Origin of the sequence: Pseudomonas sp. G2-4 (assembly GCF_030064125.1) — a bacterium.
GTDB lineage: Bacteria > Pseudomonadota > Gammaproteobacteria > Pseudomonadales > Pseudomonadaceae > Aquipseudomonas.
Map to the genome: position 1 here is coordinate 170818 of NZ_CP125957.1, position 21503 is coordinate 192320.

Genomic DNA, 21503 nt, shown 5'->3' on the forward strand with positions numbered 1-21503 from the left:
CGCAGCAACCGCAAAAAAATTGGGGCCGCTTCGCAGCCCAGCGGGAGCAAGCTCCCTCGCCACACAGAAAAGCGGTTCAGCTATATGAGTAAAACGAATATGAACTTGAATAAAAGATATTGTTAAGGCATAAAAAATATCGGTATCGTCCGCATCACGCCAGCGATAGCACTTCGCTGGCACTCGCACATTTGCCTGTCATCCAAGACGACAGTGATTTTCGATAAGGACACTGCATGAAAAAGGTTCTGTTGTTCACCGCATTGGCGGCAGCCCTGACCTCGGGCCTGGCCCAGGCGGCGGAGAAACTGGTCGTGGCGGCCACCCCGGTACCTCACGCTGAAATCCTCGAGCTGATCAAGCCGGCCCTGGCCAAAGAAGGCGTGGACCTGCAAATCAAGGTCTTCACCGACTACGTTCAACCCAACGTACAGGTTGACCAGAAGCGCCTGGACGCCAACTACTTCCAGACCCTGCCATACCTCAAGAGCTTCAACGAAGGTAAAGGCACTAACCTGGTGACCGTGATCGGCGTGCATGTCGAACCATTCGGCGGTTACTCGAAGAAAGTCAAAAGCCTGGCCGAGCTGAAGGACGGCGCCACCATCGCCATTCCCAACGAAGGCAGCAACAGCGGTCGCGCGCTGATCCTGCTGCAGAAGGCTGGCCTGATCGAGCTCAAGGACCCGAAAAACGCCTTGGCCACGCCGAAAGACATCGCCAAGAACCCGAAGAACTTCAAGTTCAAGGAGCTGGAATCGGCCATGTTGCCGCGGGTGCTGGATCAGGTCGACCTGGACATGATCAACACCAACTACGCCCTGGAAGCAGGACTTAACCCGGCCAAGGATGCACTGGTGATCGAAGGTGCGGATTCGCCTTACGTCAACTTCCTGGTGGCCCGTCCGGACAACAAGGACAGCCCGGCCATGCAGAAACTGGCCAAGGCCCTGACCAGTCCGGAAGTGAAAGCCTTCATCGAGAAGAAATACAGCGGCGCGGTACTTCCCGCGTTCTGATCGAAGGGTACAGGTTTGAAGTTACAACGCCGACGGCTTTGCCAGCGTCGGCGTTTTTTTGTGCCGACGCCTAAGACCCGATGCTCACCGGACGGTGTCGCGGGCAGGCTTGTTTTTTAATGCGCGGCGCAGGGCTGCAAGCAGTTTGAGGAGGTCTTGTGGATCGAGGTATTGCGGGGCTTTCACGTCAGCCATTGTTATCTTCCTTGTGATGGGGCCGGGGAGTCTGGCCATAAGCTGCGGTTCCGGGGAGAGGTCTATCGAAAAAAAGACCCGTCCTACAGCGAATGGAAAAATAGCCTTCTTACAAAGCCTCTGCAAATACCGTCGATCAATCCGGCCAGTTCCAGGCCGGCGTATCCAGCATTCCCTGGCCCACGATCCCGGTCTGGCCCAGATCTTTTTCCAGGACGATGCAATTGCAGTCGTCGTCCTGTTGCAAGGCGGCGATCAGCCGCGAGGCATGGGACACCACCCAGACCTGGCAATTGACCGACGCCCGGATGATCAACCGCGCCAAGGCCGGCAACAGATCCGGGTGCAGGCTGGTTTCCGGTTCGTTGAGCACCATCAACGAAGGGGGACGAGGGGTGAGCAGGGCCGCCACCAGCAACAGATAGCGCAGGGTTCCGTCCGACAGTTCGGCGGCGGACAGTGGGCGCAGCAAGCCTTGCTGATAAAACTCGATGGCGAAGCGTCCGCCTTGCAGTGCCTCGATGCGCAACCGAGCGCCGGGAAAGGCGTCGCCAATGGCCGCGTGCAAGGCTTCAGCGTCGCCGATTTCAAGGATGGTTTGCAGGGCGGCGGCCAGGTCGCGCCCGTCGTGGTGCAGCACTGGCGTGCGAGTGCCCAGTTGCGGTTGGCGCACTGGGGCGTCGGCGTCGCTGCGAAAATGGTCGTAGAAGCGCCAGCGGCGAATGAACTCGCGCATTTGCAGCACCTCTGGCGAAGTGCGCAGGCTGCCGACCTGGTCGAACAGGCTGTCGAAGCTGGGCGTGTGCTGGGCCAATACATCCCATGAACGACCTTCACGGGCCCGGATCATCGGCCCATTGCGGTCCACCAGCAGGCTGGCAGGACGAAAGACCGGACCGGCCCAGATGCATTCGCGCTTGATTTCCGGGTCCAGTGAAAACGCTGAAAGACTGGGTTCTGGTAGGCCCAAGGCAATCGAATAGCTGAAATCTTCCCCGGCGAACCCCAGGCGCAAGCGTTTGCTGCCCTGGCGCACGATACCCTGGACAGGCACCTCGCCGTTGCGCATACGCCGGCTGATTTCTTCCGGCCCGGCCCAGAAGGTCGAGTCCAGTCCGCCTTCACGGGCCAGGGCGTTGACCACCCCGCCCTGTGCCGTCTCCGCCAACAATCGCAGGGCACGGTACAGATTGGACTTGCCGCTGCCATTGGGGCCGGTGATCAGGTTCAGCCGACCCAGGGGAATCACCAGTTTGTTGATGGAGCGGTAATTGGCTACCGCGAGGGTCTTGAGCATGTGCGATTTCCTGCTGCCTGGGCCGGTAGTTTGCCTGATTCGCCGGCACACGTGATTCTTGGCGATCCTATGCTTGGCGTTGAACCCTGTTCTAAGCTCACAGTCGTATCGTCACTGGCACGTCCGTACAACACAAGGAGTCTGCATGGCGGGTCCCCGAATCAAACTGGTCGTTGGCCTGAGCACGGTGCTGTTGCTGGCGGGATGCGGTGATAAAAAACCCGAGGAAAAAGCCTTTCCGCGAGTGTTCGTGCAGCAAGCCATGCCTTCCGAATACGCGGCTTCGGTGACCCTGACCGGCGATGTCCAGGCTCGAGTGCAGAGCGATCTGTCGTTTCGCGTGGCTGGCAAGATCATCGAGCGTAAGGTGGATGTCGGTGACCGGGTTTCGGCCAGGCAAGTGCTGGCCCGGCTCGACCCTCGAGACTTGCAGACCAACGTCGACTCCGCCGAAGCCCAGGTGGCCGCCGAACAGGCGCGGGTCAAGCAAAGTGCGGCGGCCTTCGTGCGCCAGCAAAAACTCTTGCCCAAGGGCTACACCAGCCAAAGCGAATACGATGCGGCCCAGGCGCAACTGCGCAGCAGTCAGAGCGCACTGACCGCTGCCCAGGCCCAGTTGGCCAACGCCCGCGAACAACTGAGCTACACCGCACTGATCGCCGAGGCGCCGGGCATTGTCACCGCGCGCCAGGCCGAGGTTGGCCAGGTGGTGCAGGCCACGGAGCCGATCTTCAGCCTGGCCCGCGATGGCGAGCGCGACGCGGTGTTCAACATCTACGAATCCTTGTTGCAAGAACCGCCATCGGACCCCTCCATCATCATCAGCTTGCTGGACAACCCTGCCATCAAGACCACCGGTACGGTCCGTGAGATCACCCCGGCGGTGTCCGCCGAAACGGGCACCGTGCAAGTCAAGGTCACCCTCAACGATTTGCCCGAAGGGATGCGCCTGGGCTCGGTGGTCAGTGCCACGGCCAAGTCCGCAGGCAAGACGGCTGTGGAGCTGCCCTGGTCGGCGCTGACGAAAAACCTCAGCGACCCGGCCGTGTGGCTGGTGGACGGAGAGGGCAAGGCGCAGTTGCATAACGTGACCGTTGGCCGATACCTGACGGGCAAGGTCATCATCAGCGACGGGCTCAAGGGTGGCGAGAAAGTCGTCACTGCTGGTGGGCAATTGCTTCATCCTGGCGTGCGCGTCGAGATCGCCGAAAACACCTCGACGAACCCTCCTGCGGGAGCTCAGCCATGAAGCGTCTGTGGATGGTTTTGGCCGGCCTGCTGCTGGCGGCTTGCTCGAAGGAAGAGGCGCCACCTGAGCCGGTGCGTCCAGTGCTGTCGATCGAGGTCCGGGCGCTCGACCAACAGGCCCTCGGGCGGTTCGCCGGGAGCATCCAGGCGCGTTACGAAAGTAACGTGGGTTTCCGCGTGCCAGGGCGGATCGCCCGTCGCAACGTCGATGTCGGTGCCGAAGTGAAAAAGGGCGACTTGCTCGCCACCCTCGACCCTACCGATCAACAGAACCAGTTGCGGGCTGCCCAGGGCGATCTGGCGCGGATCGAGGCGCAGTACATCAACGCCCAGGCCAATGCTCGTCGTCAGCAGCAATTGTTTGACCGTGGTGTCGGCGCCCAGGCCCAACTGGACATTGCCCAGACCGACCTGAAAACCACCGGTGCGTCCCTCGAACAGGCCCAGGCCTCGGTGCAACAGGCGCGCGACCAGCTCAACTACAGCGAACTGCGCACGGACCATGATGCCGTCGTCACGGCCTGGAATGCTGAAGCCGGGCAGGTGGTCACTGCGGGCCAGCAAGTGGTGACCCTGGCCCGTCCCGACATCAAGGAAGCGGTGATCGACCTGCCGGCCGGCTTGGCCGAGCGTCTGCCCGAGGACGTGGTGTTCGAGGTCGCCGCGCAATTGGACCCAACCCTGCGCACCACCGTCACCGTGCGCGAGATCGAACCCCAGGCACAGAGCGCTACCCGTACGCGTCGGGCGCGTTTGACGCTGGCCGATACTCCGCCAGGTTTTCGCCTGGGCACGGCGATCAGCGTGACCCTGAGTTCGACCATCGAGCCACGCATTGAACTGCCCCTCAGTGCGCTGCAAGAGATCGATGGCAAGGCGCGGATCTGGCTCATCGACCCGCAAACCCAGACCGTCTCCCCCCGTGAGGTGCGGATTCTCGAACGTTCGGCTGACTCGGTGCTGGTGGCCAACGGCATCAAGGCTGGCGACCGTGTGGTCACGGCCGGCGTGAACAGCCTCAAGCCGGGGCAGAAAGTGAAACTCGACGAGGACGTACGATGAAAGGGCCTTTCAACTTATCCGAATGGGCCCTGCGGCATCAGTCGTTCGTGTGGTACCTGATGTTTGTCGCCCTGTTGATGGGCGTGTTTTCGTACATGAACCTGGGCCGGGAAGAAGACCCTTCGTTCACCATCAAGACCATGATCATCCAGACCCGCTGGCCGGGCGCGACCCAGGAAGAAACCCTCAAGCAGGTGACCGATCGCATCGAGAAAAAACTCGAAGAGCTCGACTCCCTCGACTACGTCAAAAGCTACACCCGACCGGGGGAATCGACGGTGTTCGTGTACCTGCGCGATACCACTGGGGCCGAGGAAATCCCCGAGATCTGGTACCAGGTACGCAAGAAGATCGATGACATTCGCGGCGACTTCCCCCAAGGCCTGCAAGGGCCGGGGTTCAACGATGAGTTCGGCGATGTGTACGGTTCGGTGTATGCCTTCACGGGTGACGGCCTGTCGATGCGGCAATTGCGCGACTATGTCGAGCAGGTGCGCGCCGAAATCCGTGAGGTGCCGGGCCTGGGCAAGGTCGAGATGCTGGGCGAGCAGGATGAAGTGCTGTACCTGAACTTCTCCACCCGCAAGCTCGCCGCATTGGGCATCGACCAGCGCCAGGTGGTGCAGAGCCTGCAATCGCAGAATGCCGTGACCCCTGCGGGGGTTATCGACGCCGGGCCCGAGCGGATTTCCGTACGCACGTCGGGGCAATTCCAATCGGAAAAGGACCTGGCCAACGTCAATCTTCGACTCAACGATCGGTTCTACCGACTGGCCGACATCGCGGATATCCGCCGCGGTTACGTCGACCCCGCCACACCAATGTTTCGTTTTAACGGTACGCCTGCCATTGGCCTGGCCATCGCAATGAAGAAGGGTGGCAACATCCAGGAATTCGGCAAGGCCCTGCATGCGCGTATGAACGAGCTGACCGCCGACCTGCCGATGGGTGTTGATGTGCACACCGTGTCGGACCAGGCTGAGGTGGTGGAGGAGGCGGTCGGCGGCTTCACCAGCGCCTTGTTCGAGGCGGTGATCATCGTGCTGGTCGTCAGCTTCATCAGCCTTGGCGTACGGGCTGGGTTGGTGGTGGCCTGCTCGATTCCGCTGGTGCTGGCGATGGTCTTTGTGTTCATGGAGTACAGCGGCATCACCATGCAGCGGATCTCCCTCGGCGCGCTGATCATCGCCCTCGGCCTGCTGGTGGACGACGCGATGATCACCGTGGAGATGATGGTCACGCGCCTGGAAAAAGGCGAAACCAAGGAGCAGGCCGCGACCTTCGCCTACACCTCGACGGCGTTCCCGATGCTCACCGGGACTCTGGTGACCGTGGCTGGTTTTGTGCCGATCGGCCTGAACGCCAGCTCTGCCGGCGAGTACACCTTTACCCTGTTTGCAGTGATCGCGGTGGCGATGTTGGTGTCGTGGATCGTCGCGGTGCTGTTCGCCCCGGTGATTGGCGTGCACATCCTCAGTACCAACGTGAAGCCTCACAGCGCCGAACCGGGGCGTGTCGGGCGAGTCTTCAACGGTGGCCTGTTGTGGGCGATGCGCAATCGTTGGTGGGCCATCGGCATTACGATAGTGCTGTTTGTGCTGGCGGTGTTTTGCATGCGCTTTGTGCAGAACCAGTTTTTTCCATCTTCGGACCGGCCGGAAATCCTGGTGGACCTCAACCTGCCGCAAAACGCCTCGATGGATGAGACGCGCAAGGCTGTCGACCGCCTGGAGGCAACCCTCAAGGGCGATCCGGACATCGCGCGCTGGAGCACCTACATCGGCGAAGGTGCGATTCGGTTTTATCTGCCCTTGGACCAGCAACTGCAGAACCCGTATTACGCGCAACTGGTGATCGTCAGCAAGGGCCTGGAGTCGCGCACGGCCCTCACGGAGCGCCTGCAAAAGCGTCTGCGCGAGGACTTCGTCGGCATTGGCAGCTACGTGCAGGCCCTGGAAATGGGACCACCAGTGGGACGGCCGATCCAGTACCGCGTCAGCGGCAAGGACATCGACCTGGTGCGCAAGCACGCCATCGAGCTGGCCACGGAGCTGGACAAGAACTCGCACATCGGCGAAATCATTTACGACTGGAATGAGCCGGGCAAGGTCCTGCGCATCGACATCGCCCAGGACAAAGCGCGGCAATTGGGGTTGTCTTCGGATGACGTGGCCAAGCTGATGAACAGCATCGTCAGCGGCTCGCCAGTGACCCAGGTCAACGACGATATTTACCTGATCGACGTGGTCGGCCGTGCTGAAGACGCCGAGCGCGGTTCGCCGGAAACCCTGCAGAACCTGCAGATCGTCACGCCGAGCGGTACCTCGATTCCGCTGCTGGCGTTCGCCACGGTGCGCTACGAATTGGAACAGCCGCTGGTATGGCGTCGCGACCGCAAGCCGACCATCACCATCAAGGCCGCCGTGCGCGATGAAATCCAACCCACGGACCTGGTGAAGCAACTGCAGCCGGAGATCGACAGGTTCGCCGCCGGCCTGCCGGTGGGCTACAAGGTCGCTACCGGCGGTACGGTGGAGGAGAGCAGCAAGGCCCAGGGACCTATCGCCAGTGTGGTGCCGCTGATGCTGTTCCTGATGGCGACGTTCCTGATGATCCAGCTGCACAGCGTGCAGAAACTGTTCCTGGTGGCCAGCGTCGCGCCCCTCGGGCTCATTGGGGTGGTACTGGCGCTGGTGCCGACGGGAACGCCCATGGGCTTCGTGGCGATCCTTGGGATTCTCGCGTTGATCGGCATCATTATCCGCAACTCGGTGATCCTGGTGACCCAGATCGATGAATATGAACGTGACGGCTACGAGCCTTGGGATGCCGTGGTGGAAGCCACTCAGCACCGGCGCCGCCCGATCCTGCTCACCGCCGCTGCGGCGAGCCTGGGGATGATCCCGATTGCGCGGGAAGTGTTCTGGGGGCCGATGGCCTACGCGATGATTGGCGGGATCATCATCGCCACGCTGCTGACGCTGCTGTTCCTGCCGGCGTTGTATGTGGCCTGGTACAAGATTCGTGAGCCCAAGCGCGATTGAGACATGGGAGCTTGCCATGCACTGCTTCTGTGGCGAGGGAGCTTGCTCCCGCTGGGCTGCGAAGCAGCCCAATAAGCGATGAGCGCTTCGCACTCAAGCGGGAGCAAGCTCCCTCGCCACGGGTTTCTGCGGAGCTTGATCTTCGGTGAAATCCTGTGGGAGCGAGCTTGCTCGCGATGAGGCCAGCCCAGTCAGCCTGGCCTTTTACTTGCGCAACAACCGCAACCCATTGAACACCACCAGCAAACTCACCCCCATATCGGCAAACACCGCCATCCACATGGTCGCGAACCCGGCAAAGGTCACCCCAAGGAAGATCACCTTGATCACCAGCGCCAAGGCGATGTTCTGCTTGAGGATGCTTGAGGTCTGCCGCGACAGGCGGATAAATGCCGGAATCTTGCGCAGATCATCGTCCATCAAGGCGACATCGGCCGTCTCGATGGCTGTATCGGTCCCGGCCGCCGCCATGGCGAAGCCGATTTCCGAGCGAGCCAAGGCTGGGGCGTCGTTGATGCCGTCGCCCACCATGCCGACACGGTGCCCCTGGGCGTACAGCGCCTCGATGGCTTGCAGCTTGTCTTCCGGCAGCAGGTCGCCCCGGGCCTGATCGATGCCCACTTGCGCGGCAATCGCTTCAGCGGTGTGGGCATTGTCGCCGGTCAGCATCAGGGTCTTGATCCCCAGGTCATGCAGTTGCCGGATGGCTTCGCGGCTGGAGTCCTTCACGGTGTCGGCCACGGCAAATAGCGCCAAGGGGCCGCTGCCGTCGAGCAGCAACACCACGGACTTGCCCTGTTTTTCCAGGGCGAAGAGTTTTTCTTCCAGCTCGGGGGAGCACAGGCCCAGGTCCTCCACCAGGCGATGATTGCCCAGGTGATAGGTCTGGCCGTTGATGTCTCCGCGCACCCCGCGTCCCGGGAGCGCTGCAAAGTTATCCACAACCTGTGCCGCCCGTTGCTTATCCACAGCGGCATTGGCGATCGCGCGGGAGACCGGGTGATCAGAACGGGCGGCGAGGGCGGCGGCCAGGTCCGGAGCGGTCGATTCTACGGTCGGATCCAGCACCAGATAGTCGGTTTGCACAGGCTTGCCGTGGGTGATCGTGCCGGTCTTGTCCAGGGCCAGGTAGTCGAGCTTGTAGCCGCCCTCCAGGTAGACACCGCCCTTCACCAGGATGCCTTTGCGAGCCGCTGCGGCGAGGCCGCTGACGATGGTCACCGGGGTGGAAATCACCAGTGCGCAGGGGCAGGCCACCACCAGCAGCACCAGCGCCCGGTAGATCCAGTCGAACCACGCCGCGCCCATGAACAGCGGCGGGAGGACAGCCACGGCCAGGGCCAGGACGAACACCGCCGGGGTGTAGATTTTCGAGAACTGATCGACGAAGCGCTGGGTCGGCGCACGGGCGCCCTGGGCTTGCTCCACGGCGTGGATGATCCGCGCCAGGGTGGAATGGTCGGCGGCTGCGGTCACGGTGTACTCCAATTCGCCGGCCTGGTTGATGGTGCCGGCAAACACCTTGTCGCCCACGGTTTTTTCCACCGGCAGGCTCTCGCCGGTGATGGGGGCTTGGTCGATGGTCGAACGGCCGGCGACCACGTCACCGTCCAGGCCAACGCGCTCACCAGGACGCACCCGCACCCGCGCACCGAGGACAATGGCCTTGACCTCCTGTTCCAGCCAGGTGCCATCGGCCTGTTGTACGGTGGCTCGTTCCGGGGCCATTTGCATTAAGCCGCTGATAGCGTTACGCGCCCGGTCCAGGGATTTGGCTTCGATCAACTCGGCCACGGTGAACAGGAACATCACCATTGCCGCTTCCGGCCATTGCCCGATCAGCACGGCGCCGGTCACGGCGATGCTCATCAGCGCGTTGATGTTCAGGTTGCGGTTTTTCAGGGCGATCCAGCCCTTCTTGTACGTAGCGAGGCCGCCGCTGAGGATCGACACCAGCGCCACCAAGGCGACCACCCAGTCTGGCGCGGCGTTGGTGAAGTGGATCACTTCGGCGCCCAGGGCGGTGACGCCGGACAGCGCCAACGGCCACCAGGGCTTGGCCGCGGCCGGCGCGGTGTGGGTGGTTTTGTCCTGGCCCGGCGTCAACGGCTCGGCCTGCATGCCCAGGGATTGAATGGCGTCGATGATCGGCGCATCGCTGGGCAGCTCATGGGTCACGCCCAGCACGCGGTTGATCAGGTTGAACTCCAGCTGCTGCACGCCCTTGAGCTTGCCAAGTTTGTTCTGGATCAGCGTCTGCTCGGTGGGGCAGTCCATGGCCTCGATGCGAAAACTGCTCAGCCGCCCGCCGTCCGTCGGGGCTTTGCCGAGGTTGACCACCGTCGGTGCGGCTTTCGAGGCGCAGCAGGAATGGCCGTGGTCATGGCCATGGTCGGGTTTGTGGGTGTGAATGGAATCGCTCATCGGGTGACGTCCGTGAAAAGTGCCTGTTGCACAGTAAAGACCCTGTAGCCACTATAGGGTCAAGCACCTATTTGGGAGGCAACGCGATGAAGATCGGAGAACTGGCAAAGATCACCGACTGCCAGGTCGAAACCATCCGCTATTACGAGCGTGAAGGCCTGCTGCCGGAACCGGCCCGCAGCGATGGCAATTACCGCGTCTACACCCAGGCCCATGCCGAACGGCTGACGTTTATCCGCAACTGTCGCACCCTGGACATGACCCTGGAGGAAATCCGCAGCCTCCTGGTCCTGCGCGATAGCCCCCAGGACCAATGTGAAAACGTCAACGCGCTGATCGACGAACACATCCACCACGTCAGGGCTCGCATCGACGGCCTGTTGGCCTTGCAGACACAACTGATCGACCTGCGCCATCGCTGCAGCGAAGGGCCGGACCTGGATCAATGCGGGATCTTGCAGCGCCTGGAGGTGAGCGGGGCGGTGGCGCCGGAGGTGGAGCATTCACATGTGGGGAGGAGTCATGGGCATTGAGTGCCCCAAGCCACCGATCTTGACCCCATGGAGATCCAATGTGGGAGCGAGCTTGCTCGCGATAGCGGCTTAGCAGTCAACATCTATGTTGAATGTAATGGCCTGATCGCGAGCAAGCTCGCTCCCACAGGGGGATGGCGGTGTTGGTTAGACCGCCATCGGCGCGGTCATCGGCGCGTGGTGTTGGTAGCCTTCGAGGGAGAAGTCGCTCGGTTCGACCAACTCCAGCCACTCTGGCTGGTACACGCCGGTCTTGGCAAACTCCGGCACACGTTCGGAAATTACCAGTTTCGGCATCGGGAACGGCTCGCGCGTGAGCTGTTCGTTGAGCATGTCCAGGTGATTTTCGTAAACGTGGGCATCACCGATGAAATAGGTGAACCAGCGCGGCGTGTAGCCGGTCAGGCGGCCGATCAGGCTCAGCAGCGCGGCACCTTCGGTGAGGTTGAACGGCGTGCCCAGGCCCAGGTCGTTGGAGCGGATGTAGAGGGTCAGGGAAATTTCCCTGGTCTCGACATTCGGGTGGAACTGATAGAGCAAATGGCACGGTGGCAGGGCCATTTCATCGAGCTGGGCGCAGTTCCAGCCGTGGAACAGGATACGGCGGCTGCCCGGGTCCTTGATGATGGTGTCGACGCACTGGCGCACCTGGTCGATGGCCTTGTACAGCACCACGTAGGTCTGGCCGTTTTCCTCGCCTTCGGCGATTTGCCGGTAACCCTGGGCCAGCGTCTGCTCGATAGCCGCGGGGTTGCTCAGGGGAATCTGTTTGTAGGCCGGCCACTTGCGCCATTGCACGCCGTAGATCTCGCCCAGGTCGTCCTCGCCCTGGCGGAACGGGTTGGCCAGCCATTGGGCATTTTCGTTGGCGTTCTGGTCCCAGACCTTACAACCCAGGGCGCGGAATTCGGCAGCGTTGTTGACCCCACGCAGAAATCCGCACATCTCGCCGATGGCCGATTTAAACGCCATTTTACGGGTGGTGATGGCCGGGAAGCCGTCTTTCAAGTCATAGCGCAGCATGGCACCGGGGAAACTGATGGTGTTCACGCCGGTGCGGTTGGCTTGCTTGGTGCCGTTCTTGATGACGTGGGCCACCAGATCGAGATATTGCTTCATGAGTTACCTGTGTCCTTGAACCCGAGGCCAGCGCCTCGGGGTCCGAATTTTTAAACCTTGGCCGCCGCAGCCGGCGCGCGATGATAAGCCAGCCAGATCAGCGCCAGGCCACCAATGATCATTGGCAGGCACAACACCTGGCCCATGGTCAGCCAGTTCCACGCCAGATAACCGAGCTGGGCGTCCGGTACGCGGACGAATTCAACGATGAAACGGAAAATTCCGTAGAACAGCGCGAACATGCCCGACACCGCCATGGTCGGCCGCGGCTTGCGCGAGAACAGCCAGAGGATCAGGAACAATGCCACGCCTTCAAGGGCGAACTGGTACAGCTGCGACGGGTGGCGCGGCAATTGCGTCGGGTCGCTGAACGGCGGGAAGATCATCGCCCACGGCACATCGGTCGGCTTGCCCCACAGTTCGGCGTTGATGAAGTTGCCGATACGCCCGGCGCCCAGTCCGATCGGCACCATCGGGGCGACGAAGTCCATCAGCTCGAAAAACGACTTGTTGTTGCGCTTGCCGAACCACAGTGCTGCCAGCATCACGCCAATGAATCCGCCGTGGAACGACATGCCGCCCTTCCAGACCTCGAAGATCAACGTCGGATTGGCCAGGTACGCGCTCAGGTCGTAGAACAATACATAACCCAGGCGGCCACCGACGATCACGCCCATGGACAGCCAGAACACCAGGTCCGAGAGCTTTTCCTTGTTCCAGGTCGGGTCGAAACGGTTGAGCCGGCGCGACGCCAGCAGCCAGGCGCCGCCGATGCCGATCAGGTACATCAGGCCGTACCAGTGGATTTTCAGCGGGCCGATGGCCAGGGCCACCGGATCGATCTGCGGGTAAGGCAGCATTGATATTCCTCGTAAACGTCAAAAATACCCGGGCGACGCTGCCACCTCGGGATTAAGCCAGGATTGCGTCAGAACAGGAAACTCAGGCCGACGCAGAACAGCAAAGCGGCGAACAGCCGTTTGAGCAAGCGCGGCGACAAGCGATGGGCCAGCCGCGCACCAAAACGGGCGAAGACCATGCTGGTCAGTGCAATGCCCAGTAACGCCGGCAAATACACAAAGCCGAGACTATGGGGCGGTAGCAGTGGATCGTGCCAGCCCAAAATCATGAAACTTAAGGCGCTGGCCAGGGCAATGGGCAAACCGCAGGCCGACGAGGTTGCCACTGCTTGCTGCATCGGCACGCTGCGCCAGGTCAGGAACGGCACGGTCAGTGAGCCACCGCCGATACCGAAAATCGCCGAGGCCCAGCCGATCACGGTGCCGGCCAGGGACAACCCGAGCTTGCCCGGTACCGTGCGGCTGGCCTTGGGCTTGAAGTCCAGGGCCAGTTGCACGGAAACGATCATGGCGAACACGCCGATGATTTTTTGCAGGAGCGGACCGGAGATCGCTTCGGCGGTGATCGCGCCAAAACCGGCACCGATCAGGATCCCGACGGTCATCCAGGCGAAGATCGGCCAGCGCACCGCGCCTCTGCGCTGATGCTCGCGCACGGCATTGACCGAGGTGAAGATGATCGACGCCAGGGACGTGCCGACGGCCAGGTGCGTCAACACCTGTGGGTCGAAACCCTGCAAGGTGAAACTGAACACCAGCACCGGGACGATGATCATCCCGCCACCCACGCCGAACAGCCCGGCCAGCACGCCGGCACAGGCGCCGAGTAGCAGATAGAGCACAAATTCCACCAGCGTCTCCCCAGCCATCCCCGAAACAAGAGCGGCATGGTACCGGATCCTGGGTCTCGGGCTCCACTGAAGGTGATGGATGTGGGGGCGATGTCGGGTAGAGTGGGCTTAGAACCCCGGACATAGTGGCTGGTGATGCGCTGTTGTGGCGAGGGTGCTTGCTCCCGCTGGAGGGCGAAGCCCTCCCAACAAAAACCCGCTGACTTGTCTGAAAAAACTGGCCTCTGGATTTCGGGGCTACTTCGTAGCCCAGCGGGAGCAAGCTCCCTCGCCACAAAGGCTGTGTGCGGCTGTACTCTTTCAACGGATTGGCATTGTTAACAGGACTACCTGATGTGCCTGATCATATTTGCCTGGCGACCCGGCCACGCCCAGCCACTGATCGTGGCGGCCAACCGCGACGAGTTCTACGCGCGGCCGACCTTGCCCCTGGCCCAATGGCCTGACGCGCCGCATGTCCATGCCGGTCGCGATCTTGAGGCCGGCGGCACCTGGCTCGGCGTTGGTGCCGACGGTCGCTTCGCGGCCCTGACGAACATCCGCGACCCGGGCCAGCTCCCGGCGTTCAAGTCGCGAGGCGAGCTGGTGGCGCGCTTTCTGAGCGGGAATCTGCCCATTGCCGAGTACCTGAGCGAAGTGGTTCCTCGGGCTGGCGAGTTTGGGGGGTTCAATCTGCTGCTCGGCGATGGTGCAGAGCTGTGGCATTTCAATGCCCGCGATAGCCAGCCGCAGCGGCTGGCCGAAGGTGTCTATGGTTTGTCTAACGCCGGGCTCAACACCCCATGGCCCAAGGTGCTCAAGGCTCGCGCGGCGCTGGACGAAGTGCTGGGCGATCCGCAGCCCCAGGCATTGCTGGCCCTGCTGAACGACCCGCAACCCGCCGCGGTGGCAGAACTGCCGGATACGGGCGTGGGGCTGGCGACCGAGATGTTGTTGTCGAGTGTGTTCATTGCCAGCCCTGCCTATGGGACGCGGGCAAGTACGGCGCTGATTGTCCATGCCGATGGAGCGCGGCATATGGTCGAGCGCAGCTACGGGCCGCATGGGGGGCATTTGGGGGAGGTGGAACTACAAATCTGAAGGAATAGTGATGACCCGTGGCGAGGGAGCTTGCTCCCGCTGGAGTGCGGAGCACTCCCAATTGCGGCGATATCGATAAGGACAGTGTCAGCAAAGCTTGCGGCTGCTTCGCAGCCGAGCGGGAGCAAGCTCCCTCGCCACATAGAAGCTCGTTAGAGCGTCTTGTTCGAAGCCGGATTGATCATCCGCGCCAACCCAAGGTTCTTCAGCGCCAGTTGCAAGGTGCTGTGGATAACTTGCGGGTTATCGATGGTCATGACTTCCGCCAGCAACTCCTGGGCCTTGCTGAGGTTGATCTGGCGCAGCATCCACTTCACTTTCGGCAGGTTGGTGGCGTTCATCGACAGGCTGTCAAAGCCCATCGCCATCAACAACACCGCAGCCGCCGGGTCGCCGGCCATTTCGCCGCAGATGCTCACCGGCTTGCCTTCGGCATGGGCGTCGCGCACCACGTTCTGCAAGGCTTGCAGCACGGCCGGATGCAGGTAGTCGTACAGGTCGGCCACTCGTGGGTTGTTGCGGTCCACGGCCAACAGGTACTGGGTCAAGTCGTTGGAGCCGACCGACAGGAAGTCCACCTGCCGCGCCAGTTCCTTGGTCTGGTACACCGCTGCCGGAATCTCGATCATCACGCCGATCGGCGGCATAGGCACGTCGGTGCCTTCATCGCGGACTTCGCCCCAGGCTCGGTGGATCAGGTGCAAGGCTTCTTCCAGCTCATGAGTGCCGGAGATCATCGGCAACAGGATGCGCAGGTTATTCAGGCCCTCACTGGCCTTGAGCATGGCGCGGGCCTGGACCAGGAAGATTTCCGGATGGTCGAGGGTCACACGAATCCCGCGCCAGCCGAGGAACGGGTTGTCTTCCTTGATCGGAAAGTAGGACAGGGATTTGTCGCCGCCGATATCCAGGCTGCGCATGGTCACCGGTTGCGGGTGGAACGCGGCCAATTGTTCGCGGTAGATCGCCAGCTGTTCCTTTTCGCTGGGAAAGCGCTGGTTGATCATGAACGGCACTTCGGTGCGGTACAGGCCCACACCCTCGGCGCCACGCTTCTGCGCCCGGGCCACATCGGCCAGCAGGCCGGTGTTGACCCACAATGGCATGCGGTGGCCGTCGAGGGTCACACAGGGCAGGTCCCGCAGCGCATCCAGTCCCAGGGACAGTTGCTTTTCTTCCTCCACCACATCGGCAAACTGCTTGCGCAGCACGTCGCTGGGGTTGGTGTAGACCTCGCCGTGGTAGCCATCGACGATCATCTGGATGCCGTCGACCTTGGAGTACGGCAGGTCCACCAGGCCCATCACAGTCGGGATGCCCATGGCCCGGGCCAGGATCGCCACGTGGGAGTTGCCCGAACCCAATACCGAGACCAGCCCCGCCAGTTTGCCTTCGGGCACTTCGCCGAGCATGGCCGGCGTCAGTTCTTCACTGACCAGGATGGTGTTGTCCGGGTAGACCAGGGTCTGCTGGCGCTCCTGCTGCAAGTAGGCCAGCAAGCGCCGGCCCAGGTCCTTGACGTCGGAGGCGCGCTCGCGCAGGTAGGCGTCGTCCATCAGTTCGAAGCGGTTGACGTGGTCGGTCACCACCTGGCGCAGCGCGCCCTGGGCCCATTGGCCGGTCTTGATGACCGTGGTCACTTCGCTGCCCAGGGAGGCGTCGTCGAGCATCATCAGGTAGACGTCGAACAGCGCGCGCTCTTCGGGGCGCAGCTGCGTCGCCAGTTTGGCCGACAGGGCCCGCATGTCGGCCCGCACGCCTTCGATGGCGGTCTTGAACAGCCCCAGCTCGGCGTTGATGTCGGCAATGGTCTTGTCCGGCACCACGTCGAGGTCGGCGGGCGGCAACATGACCACCGCCGTACCCACCGCCGCGCCCGGTGAACCTGGCACGCCGACGAACTTGGCTTCCTGGATGCCCTTGCCCTGGCGGCCCAGGCCACTGATCGAGCCGGTGGCCTCGGCGTGGGCGATAACGCCGGCCAGTTGCGCGCTCATCGTCACGAGGAAGGCTTCTTCACCTTCGTCGAACTGACGGCGCTCTTTTTGCTGGATGACCAACACGCCGACGACACGGCGGTGGTGGATGATCGGCGCCCCGAGGAACGAGGCGTAGCGTTCCTCGCCCGTTTCGGCGAAGTAGCGGTAGCGCGGGTGATCCGCGGCGTTTTCGAGGTTCAAGGGTTCTTCGCGCGTGCCGACCAGGCCGACCAGACCTTCATTGGGGGCCATGCTGACCTTGCCGATCGAGCGCTTGTTCAAGCCCTCGGTGGCCATCAGCACGAAACGGTTGGTCTCGGGGTCCAGCAGGTAGACCGAGCAGACCTGGCTGCCCATGGCCTCTTTGACGCGCAATACAATAATCCCCAACGCCGCCTTGAGATCCTTGGCGGAGTTAACTTCCTGGACGATCTTGCGCAGCGTATTGAGCATGGCTCGGGGTCGAACTCCGTCGTCAGTCGCGCGTCAGCAGGCGCGGGGCAAGCTCTTTGAGAGCGCGTCGATACACTTCGCGCTTGAATGTCACCACCTGGCCCAACGGATACCAATAACTGACCCAGCGCCAGCCATCGAACTCCGGTTTACCGGTCAAATCCATCCGCACCCGCTGCTCGTTGGAGATCAGGCGCAGGAGAAACCATTTCTGCTTCTGGCCGATGCACAGCGGTTGGCTGTGCGTGCGGACCAGGCGTTGCGGCAAACGATAGCGCAACCAGCCTCGGGTGCAGGCGAGTATTTCGACATCTTCTCGCTCAAGCCCCACTTCTTCGTTCAACTCGCGGTACAAGGCCTCTTCCGGCGTCTCCTGGGGATTGATCCCGCCCTGGGGAAACTGCCAGGCGTCTTGATTGATACGGCGAGCCCATAGCACCTGCCCTGCATCATTCGTAAGAATGATCCCCACATTGGGGCGGAAACCATCGGGATCGATCACGGCAAGAACCTCGCAAACGCATGTCGCCGCATTGTTCCACAAAGGTTGTGAAAGCAGCAACGAGCCTGCCCACCTTATGTGCACTCTTGTGAAAAGTCCGTATTCTGGACGCCTTTCTTCAGAATTTTCAGCGAGTAACTGCAATGCGGCTGGCTTTATTCGACTTGGACAACACGTTGCTGGGCGGCGACAGCGATCACGCGTGGGGCGATTACCTGTGTGAGCGGGGTTTCCTCGACGCCGTCACGTACAAAGCGCGCAACGACGAGTTTTACCAGGATTACCTGGCCGGCAAGCTCGACAACGCCGAGTACCTGAATTTTTGCCTGGAAATCCTCGGTCGTACCGAAATGGACGTGCTGGCACAGTGGCATCTTGACTATATGCGTGACTGCATCGAGCCGATTGTGTTGCCCCAGGCCATCGAGCTGTTGAAAAAACATCGTGACGCTGGCGATAAGCTGGTGATCATCACCGCCACCAACCGTTTCGTCACCGGGCCGATTGCCGAGCGCCTGGGGGTCGAGACCCTGATCGCCACCGAGTGCGAAATGATCGACGGTCGCTACAGCGGGCGTAGCACGGATGTCCCGTGCTTTCGCGAGGGCAAGGTGACCCGGTTGAACCGCTGGTTGGAAGAGACGGGGCATTCGCTCGACGGCAGCTATTTTTATAGCGATTCGATGAATGATCTGGCGCTGCTGGAGGTGGTGACGCATCCGGTGGCGGTGGATCCGGATCCGAACCTCAGGGCCGAGGCTGAGAAGCGGGGTTGGCCGGTGATCAGTCTGCGCGGCTGAAACAGCTTTCGCGAGCAGGCTCGCTCCCACAAGGATTTTGGGAACGACGCAAATCCCCTGTGGGAGCGAGCCTGCTCGCGAAAGGGGCGACACGGCCTAAAGCCTCAAACCGGCTTGGCCCCCATCAGCCCCGCAATGGCGATAAAGCAGACAACGCTGAACAGCGCCAGAGCCAAGGTGAATTTGCCACTGCCCGCCGCCGGCAGCTTGCGCAATTTGTTCAACCGCACCAACAGCCAGAACCCAGCCAGCGCCGCCACGGTGTAGAGCACACTGGATGCCAGCAACCAAGTCTGCCCCAATGGCCAGCCGATCTGATGCACCATCCACCAGCCGGTGAACGGCAGGCTCGCCAGCGCAAGGCCCATCACCAGCCAGACAAACAGCCGAGGGCGTTGCAACGTGCGAGCGGCCGCCGTGGCATCGCCGCTGCGGCGCGTGCGCCAGACCCAGATGGCCAGCCCGAGGGCACCCGCCAGCAGCAACACCGTGGCCACAACGTGAGCAATTTTCAGCGCGGTTAACGTTTCCATCGTTCGATTTCCTTAAGTCTTGCCCAACAGTCTAGCCTCGACTTTCTTAGCCCAGGAACAGCTGATACGCCGGGTTATCGCTTTCATCCCAGTAGGGATAGCCGATTTCCTCCAAGGCCGCCGGCACCAGGTGGCGTTCCTCGTGAGGCACTTGCAGCCCCGCGACCACACGGCCATCTGCCGCGCCGTGGTTGCGGTAGTGGAACATCGAGATATTCCAGCGTCCGCCCAGCTTGTTGAGGAAATTGAACAGCGCCCCCGGGCGTTCCGGGAATTCGAAGCGCAGCACCACCTCGTCGATGACGTGGGCCGCGTGCCCGCCGACCATGTGGCGGATGTGCAACTTGGCCAGCTCGTTGTCGGTCAGGTCCAGTACCGGGAAGCCTTGCTCGGTCAGGCTGGCGATCAGTGCGCTGCGTGGATCGTTTTCCGGGTGCGTCTGCACGCCGACGAAGATGTGGGCTTCGCTGCCGGTGTTGTAGCGATAGTTGAATTCGGTGATCTGGCGCTTGCCGACGGCTTCACAGAACGCCTTGAAGCTGCCCGGTTTCTCGGGAATGGTCACCGCGATGATCGCTTCGCGGCCCTCGCCCAGCTCGGCGCGCTCGGCGACATGTCGCAAACGGTCGAAGTTGACGTTGGCACCGGAGTCGATGGCCACCAGGGTCTGGCCGCTGATGCCGCGCGATTCGACGTACTTCTTGATCCCGGCCACGCCCAGGGCGCCGGCAGGTTCGGTGATCGAGCGGGTATCGTCGTAGATATCCTTGATAGCGGCGCAGATTTCGTCAGTGCTGACGGTAATCACTTCATCCACATGGTGCTTGCAAATATCAAACGTGTGCTGGCCGATCTGCGCCACGGCCACGCCGTCGGCAAACAGCCCAACAGTTGGCAGCACCACTCGCTCGCCGGCGGCCATGGCGGCTTGCAGGCAGTTGGAGTCGTCCGGCTCGACGCCGATGATCTTGATGTCCGGTCGCAGGTATTTCACGTAGGCCGCGATCCCGGCGATCAGCCCGCCGCCGCCCACCGGGACGAAAATCGCATCCAGGGGGGCCGGGTGCTGGCGCAGGATCTCCATTGCCACCGTGCCCTGCCCGGCAATGGTGTGGGGATCGTCATACGGGTGGATGTAGACGTAGCCCTTCTCGTCGACCAGTTTCAGCGAGTAGGCCAGGGCTTCGGGGAACGAGTCGCCATGCAGCACCACCTTGCCGCCACGGGAGCGAACGCCTTCGACCTTGATTTCCGGCGTGGTCTTGGGCATCACGATGGTGGCTTTGACGCCCAGCACCTTGGCCGCCAGCGCCAGGCCTTGGGCGTGGTTACCCGCCGATGCCGTGACCACGCCCCGGGCGCGCTCTTCGTCGCTGAGCTGGGTCAGCTTGTTGTAGGCCCCGCGAATCTTGAACGAGAACACCGGCTGCAAGTCTTCGCGCTTGAGCAGGATAGTGTTGCCCAGCCGCTCGGAAAGCTGGCGAGCGGTCTGCAGCGGGGTTTCTACGGCAACGTCATAAACGCGCGAGGTGAGGATCTTTTTGACGTACTGTTCAAGCATCGGAAAGCATCACTGAGCGGGTTGGGCAGGGCCAAGGAGTCTAACCCGGCTTTTGGCTGGGCGACCACACGAATCCCAAGGTTTTGTTGGGTTATACTCGCGCCCCTCTTTACTCCCTGCCCGCTTTCGGAGCCCGCATGACCCAGGATCAACTCAAACAGGCCGTGGCCCAGGCCGCCGTCGACCTCATCCTCCCGAAACTGGATGACAAGAGCATCGTCGGGGTCGGCACCGGCTCTACGGCCAACTGCTTCATCGACGCGCTGGCGCAACACAAAGGCGCGTTCGACGGCGCGGTTGCCAGCTCCGAAGCCACCGCTGCGCGGCTCAAGGGTCATGGGATACCGGTGTACGAGCTCAACACCGTGAGCGACCTGGAGTTCTACATCGATGGCGCCGACGAAAGCGACGCGCACCTGAACCTGATCAAGGGCGGCGGCGCGGCCCTGACCCGTGAGAAAATCGTCGCGGCCGTGGCCAAGACTTTCATCTGCATCGCCGATGCCAGCAAGCTGGTGCCGGTGCTCGGCGCGTTTCCGCTGCCGGTGGAAGTGATCCCGATGGCCCGCAGCCACGTCGCTCGTCAACTGGTGAAGCTGGGCGGCGACCCGGTGTACCGCGAAGGCGTGTTGACCGATAACGGCAATATCATCCTGGATGTGTACAACCTGCAGATCACCAACCCGGTAGAACTGGAAAGCCAGATCAACGCTATTGTTGGCGTGGTCACCAATGGTCTGTTCGCGGCGCGTCCGGCGGATGTGCTGTTGCTGGGGACCCTTGAAGGGGTGAAGACCCTGCGGGCTGAATAATCAGGTGACTGTGGCTGATACCTGACCCTGTGGGAGCGAGCTTGCTCGCGATGGCAGTGGGTCAGCTTGCGCAGATGTCGGATGTACCTCCGTCATCGCGAGCAAGCTCGCTCCCACCTGGGGTCTGCGCC

The 21503-nt window shown here is 62.0% G+C and carries 17 protein-coding genes; 8 read left to right on the plus strand and 9 right to left on the minus strand.

Translation table 11 applies throughout. From position 1 onward, the window contains the following. Positions 1-236 precede the first annotated feature (236 nt). Positions 237-1019 (plus strand): MetQ/NlpA family ABC transporter substrate-binding protein, encoded by a 783-nt coding sequence (locus tag QNH97_RS00760; protein WP_003186887.1) that lies wholly within the window; start codon positions 237-239, stop codon positions 1017-1019. Between the two features lie 331 nt (positions 1020-1350). On the opposite strand, the gene QNH97_RS00765 is transcribed toward QNH97_RS00760, so the two are convergent. After that, entirely contained in the window at positions 1351-2511 is a 1161-nt protein-coding gene (locus QNH97_RS00765) for an AAA family ATPase (protein ID WP_283555159.1), read from the minus strand. A gap of 145 nt (positions 2512-2656) precedes the next feature. Between QNH97_RS00765 and QNH97_RS00770 the strand changes: the two genes are divergently transcribed. The 3 genes from QNH97_RS00770 to QNH97_RS00780 are packed head-to-tail and all read left to right on the plus strand — an operon-like array spanning position 2657 to position 7865. Then, on the plus strand, positions 2657-3760 hold the full coding sequence (locus QNH97_RS00770) for an efflux RND transporter periplasmic adaptor subunit (protein WP_283555160.1): 1104 nt from the start codon (positions 2657-2659) through the stop codon (positions 3758-3760). Continuing rightward, the gene (locus QNH97_RS00775; protein WP_283555161.1) at positions 3757-4821 is read left to right on the plus strand and encodes an efflux RND transporter periplasmic adaptor subunit; all 1065 of its coding nucleotides are present in this window, start codon (positions 3757-3759) and stop codon (positions 4819-4821) included. The genes QNH97_RS00770 and QNH97_RS00775 overlap by 4 nt, the downstream gene beginning before the upstream one ends. Beyond that, positions 4818-7865 (plus strand): efflux RND transporter permease subunit, encoded by a 3048-nt coding sequence (locus tag QNH97_RS00780; protein ID WP_283555162.1) that lies wholly within the window; start codon positions 4818-4820, stop codon positions 7863-7865. The genes QNH97_RS00775 and QNH97_RS00780 overlap by 4 nt, the downstream gene beginning before the upstream one ends. A 204-nt stretch (positions 7866-8069) precedes the next feature. Here QNH97_RS00780 and QNH97_RS00785 read toward each other — a convergent pair whose 3' ends face one another. Next, a complete protein-coding gene (locus QNH97_RS00785) occupies positions 8070-10289 on the minus strand; it encodes a heavy metal translocating P-type ATPase (protein WP_283555163.1) in 2220 nt (739 codons plus the stop codon). 86 nt (positions 10290-10375) lie between these two features. Between QNH97_RS00785 and cadR the strand changes: the two genes are divergently transcribed. After that, the gene (gene cadR, locus QNH97_RS00790; protein ID WP_283555164.1) at positions 10376-10822 is read left to right on the plus strand and encodes a Cd(II)/Pb(II)-responsive transcriptional regulator; all 447 of its coding nucleotides are present in this window, start codon (positions 10376-10378) and stop codon (positions 10820-10822) included. 147 nt (positions 10823-10969) lie between these two features. Here the strand turns inward: cadR and QNH97_RS00795 are convergent, their stop codons facing one another. The 3 genes from QNH97_RS00795 to QNH97_RS00805 form a co-directional block, all read right to left on the minus strand. Then, positions 10970-11941, minus strand: a complete 972-nt coding sequence (locus QNH97_RS00795) for a thymidylate synthase (RefSeq protein ID WP_283555165.1) — start codon at positions 11939-11941, stop codon at positions 10970-10972. A 50-nt stretch (positions 11942-11991) separates the two neighbouring features. Further along, on the minus strand, positions 11992-12801 hold the full coding sequence (gene lgt, locus QNH97_RS00800) for a prolipoprotein diacylglyceryl transferase (protein ID WP_283555166.1): 810 nt from the start codon (positions 12799-12801) through the stop codon (positions 11992-11994). 68 nt (positions 12802-12869) lie between these two features. Next, positions 12870-13652: a sulfite exporter TauE/SafE family protein gene (locus QNH97_RS00805; RefSeq protein WP_283555167.1), complete on the minus strand. Its 783-nt coding sequence runs from the start codon at positions 13650-13652 to the stop codon at positions 12870-12872. A gap of 333 nt (positions 13653-13985) precedes the next feature. Between QNH97_RS00805 and QNH97_RS00810 the strand changes: the two genes are divergently transcribed. Beyond that, the gene (locus QNH97_RS00810) at positions 13986-14732 is read left to right on the plus strand and encodes an NRDE family protein (RefSeq protein ID WP_283555168.1); all 747 of its coding nucleotides are present in this window, start codon (positions 13986-13988) and stop codon (positions 14730-14732) included. 152 nt (positions 14733-14884) lie between these two features. Here the strand turns inward: QNH97_RS00810 and ptsP are convergent, their stop codons facing one another. Together ptsP and QNH97_RS00820 are read right to left on the minus strand one after the other, a co-directional pair. Beyond that, on the minus strand, positions 14885-17164 hold the full coding sequence (ptsP, locus tag QNH97_RS00815; RefSeq protein WP_283555169.1) for a phosphoenolpyruvate--protein phosphotransferase: 2280 nt from the start codon (positions 17162-17164) through the stop codon (positions 14885-14887). A 22-nt stretch (positions 17165-17186) separates the two neighbouring features. Next, positions 17187-17666 carry an RNA pyrophosphohydrolase gene (locus QNH97_RS00820; RefSeq protein WP_003186867.1) on the minus strand — a complete coding sequence of 160 codons (480 nt, stop codon included), beginning with the start codon at positions 17664-17666 and terminating at the stop codon, positions 17187-17189. A gap of 143 nt (positions 17667-17809) precedes the next feature. On the opposite strand from QNH97_RS00820, the gene QNH97_RS00825 reads away from it, so the two are divergent. After that, positions 17810-18466: a histidinol-phosphatase gene (locus QNH97_RS00825; protein WP_283555170.1), complete on the plus strand. Its 657-nt coding sequence runs from the start codon at positions 17810-17812 to the stop codon at positions 18464-18466. Positions 18467-18570: 104 nt separating this feature from the next. Here QNH97_RS00825 and QNH97_RS00830 read toward each other — a convergent pair whose 3' ends face one another. Next, positions 18571-18999 (minus strand): DUF2269 family protein, encoded by a 429-nt coding sequence (locus tag QNH97_RS00830; RefSeq protein WP_283555171.1) that lies wholly within the window; start codon positions 18997-18999, stop codon positions 18571-18573. 46 nt (positions 19000-19045) lie between these two features. Then, positions 19046-20560: a threonine ammonia-lyase, biosynthetic gene (gene ilvA / locus QNH97_RS00835; protein ID WP_283555172.1), complete on the minus strand. Its 1515-nt coding sequence runs from the start codon at positions 20558-20560 to the stop codon at positions 19046-19048. 137 nt (positions 20561-20697) lie between these two features. On the opposite strand from ilvA, the gene rpiA reads away from it, so the two are divergent. Continuing rightward, entirely contained in the window at positions 20698-21372 is a 675-nt protein-coding gene (rpiA, locus tag QNH97_RS00840; protein ID WP_283555173.1) for a ribose-5-phosphate isomerase RpiA, read from the plus strand. Positions 21373-21503 lie beyond the last annotated feature (131 nt).

What these genes read in the sequence shown, in the direction of transcription:
- QNH97_RS00760 (WP_003186887.1), top strand. Translation starts at nt 237, where the DNA reads ATGAAAAAGGTTCTGTTGTTCACCGCATTGGCGGCAGCCCTGACCTCG.
- QNH97_RS00765 (WP_283555159.1), bottom strand. Translation starts at nt 2,511, where the DNA reads ATGCTCAAGACCCTCGCGGTAGCCAATTACCGCTCCATCAACAAACTG.
- QNH97_RS00770 (WP_283555160.1), top strand. Translation starts at nt 2,657, where the DNA reads ATGGCGGGTCCCCGAATCAAACTGGTCGTTGGCCTGAGCACGGTGCTG.
- QNH97_RS00775 (WP_283555161.1), top strand. Translation starts at nt 3,757, where the DNA reads ATGAAGCGTCTGTGGATGGTTTTGGCCGGCCTGCTGCTGGCGGCTTGC.
- QNH97_RS00780 (WP_283555162.1), top strand. Translation starts at nt 4,818, where the DNA reads ATGAAAGGGCCTTTCAACTTATCCGAATGGGCCCTGCGGCATCAGTCG.
- QNH97_RS00785 (WP_283555163.1), bottom strand. Translation starts at nt 10,289, where the DNA reads ATGAGCGATTCCATTCACACCCACAAACCCGACCATGGCCATGACCAC.
- cadR (WP_283555164.1), top strand. Translation starts at nt 10,376, where the DNA reads ATGAAGATCGGAGAACTGGCAAAGATCACCGACTGCCAGGTCGAAACC.
- QNH97_RS00795 (WP_283555165.1), bottom strand. Translation starts at nt 11,941, where the DNA reads ATGAAGCAATATCTCGATCTGGTGGCCCACGTCATCAAGAACGGCACC.
- lgt (WP_283555166.1), bottom strand. Translation starts at nt 12,801, where the DNA reads ATGCTGCCTTACCCGCAGATCGATCCGGTGGCCCTGGCCATCGGCCCG.
- QNH97_RS00810 (WP_283555168.1), top strand. Translation starts at nt 13,986, where the DNA reads ATGTGCCTGATCATATTTGCCTGGCGACCCGGCCACGCCCAGCCACTG.
- ptsP (WP_283555169.1), bottom strand. Translation starts at nt 17,164, where the DNA reads ATGCTCAATACGCTGCGCAAGATCGTCCAGGAAGTTAACTCCGCCAAG.
- QNH97_RS00825 (WP_283555170.1), top strand. Translation starts at nt 17,810, where the DNA reads ATGCGGCTGGCTTTATTCGACTTGGACAACACGTTGCTGGGCGGCGAC.
- QNH97_RS00830 (WP_283555171.1), bottom strand. Translation starts at nt 18,999, where the DNA reads ATGGAAACGTTAACCGCGCTGAAAATTGCTCACGTTGTGGCCACGGTG.
- ilvA (WP_283555172.1), bottom strand. Translation starts at nt 20,560, where the DNA reads ATGCTTGAACAGTACGTCAAAAAGATCCTCACCTCGCGCGTTTATGAC.
- rpiA (WP_283555173.1), top strand. Translation starts at nt 20,698, where the DNA reads ATGACCCAGGATCAACTCAAACAGGCCGTGGCCCAGGCCGCCGTCGAC.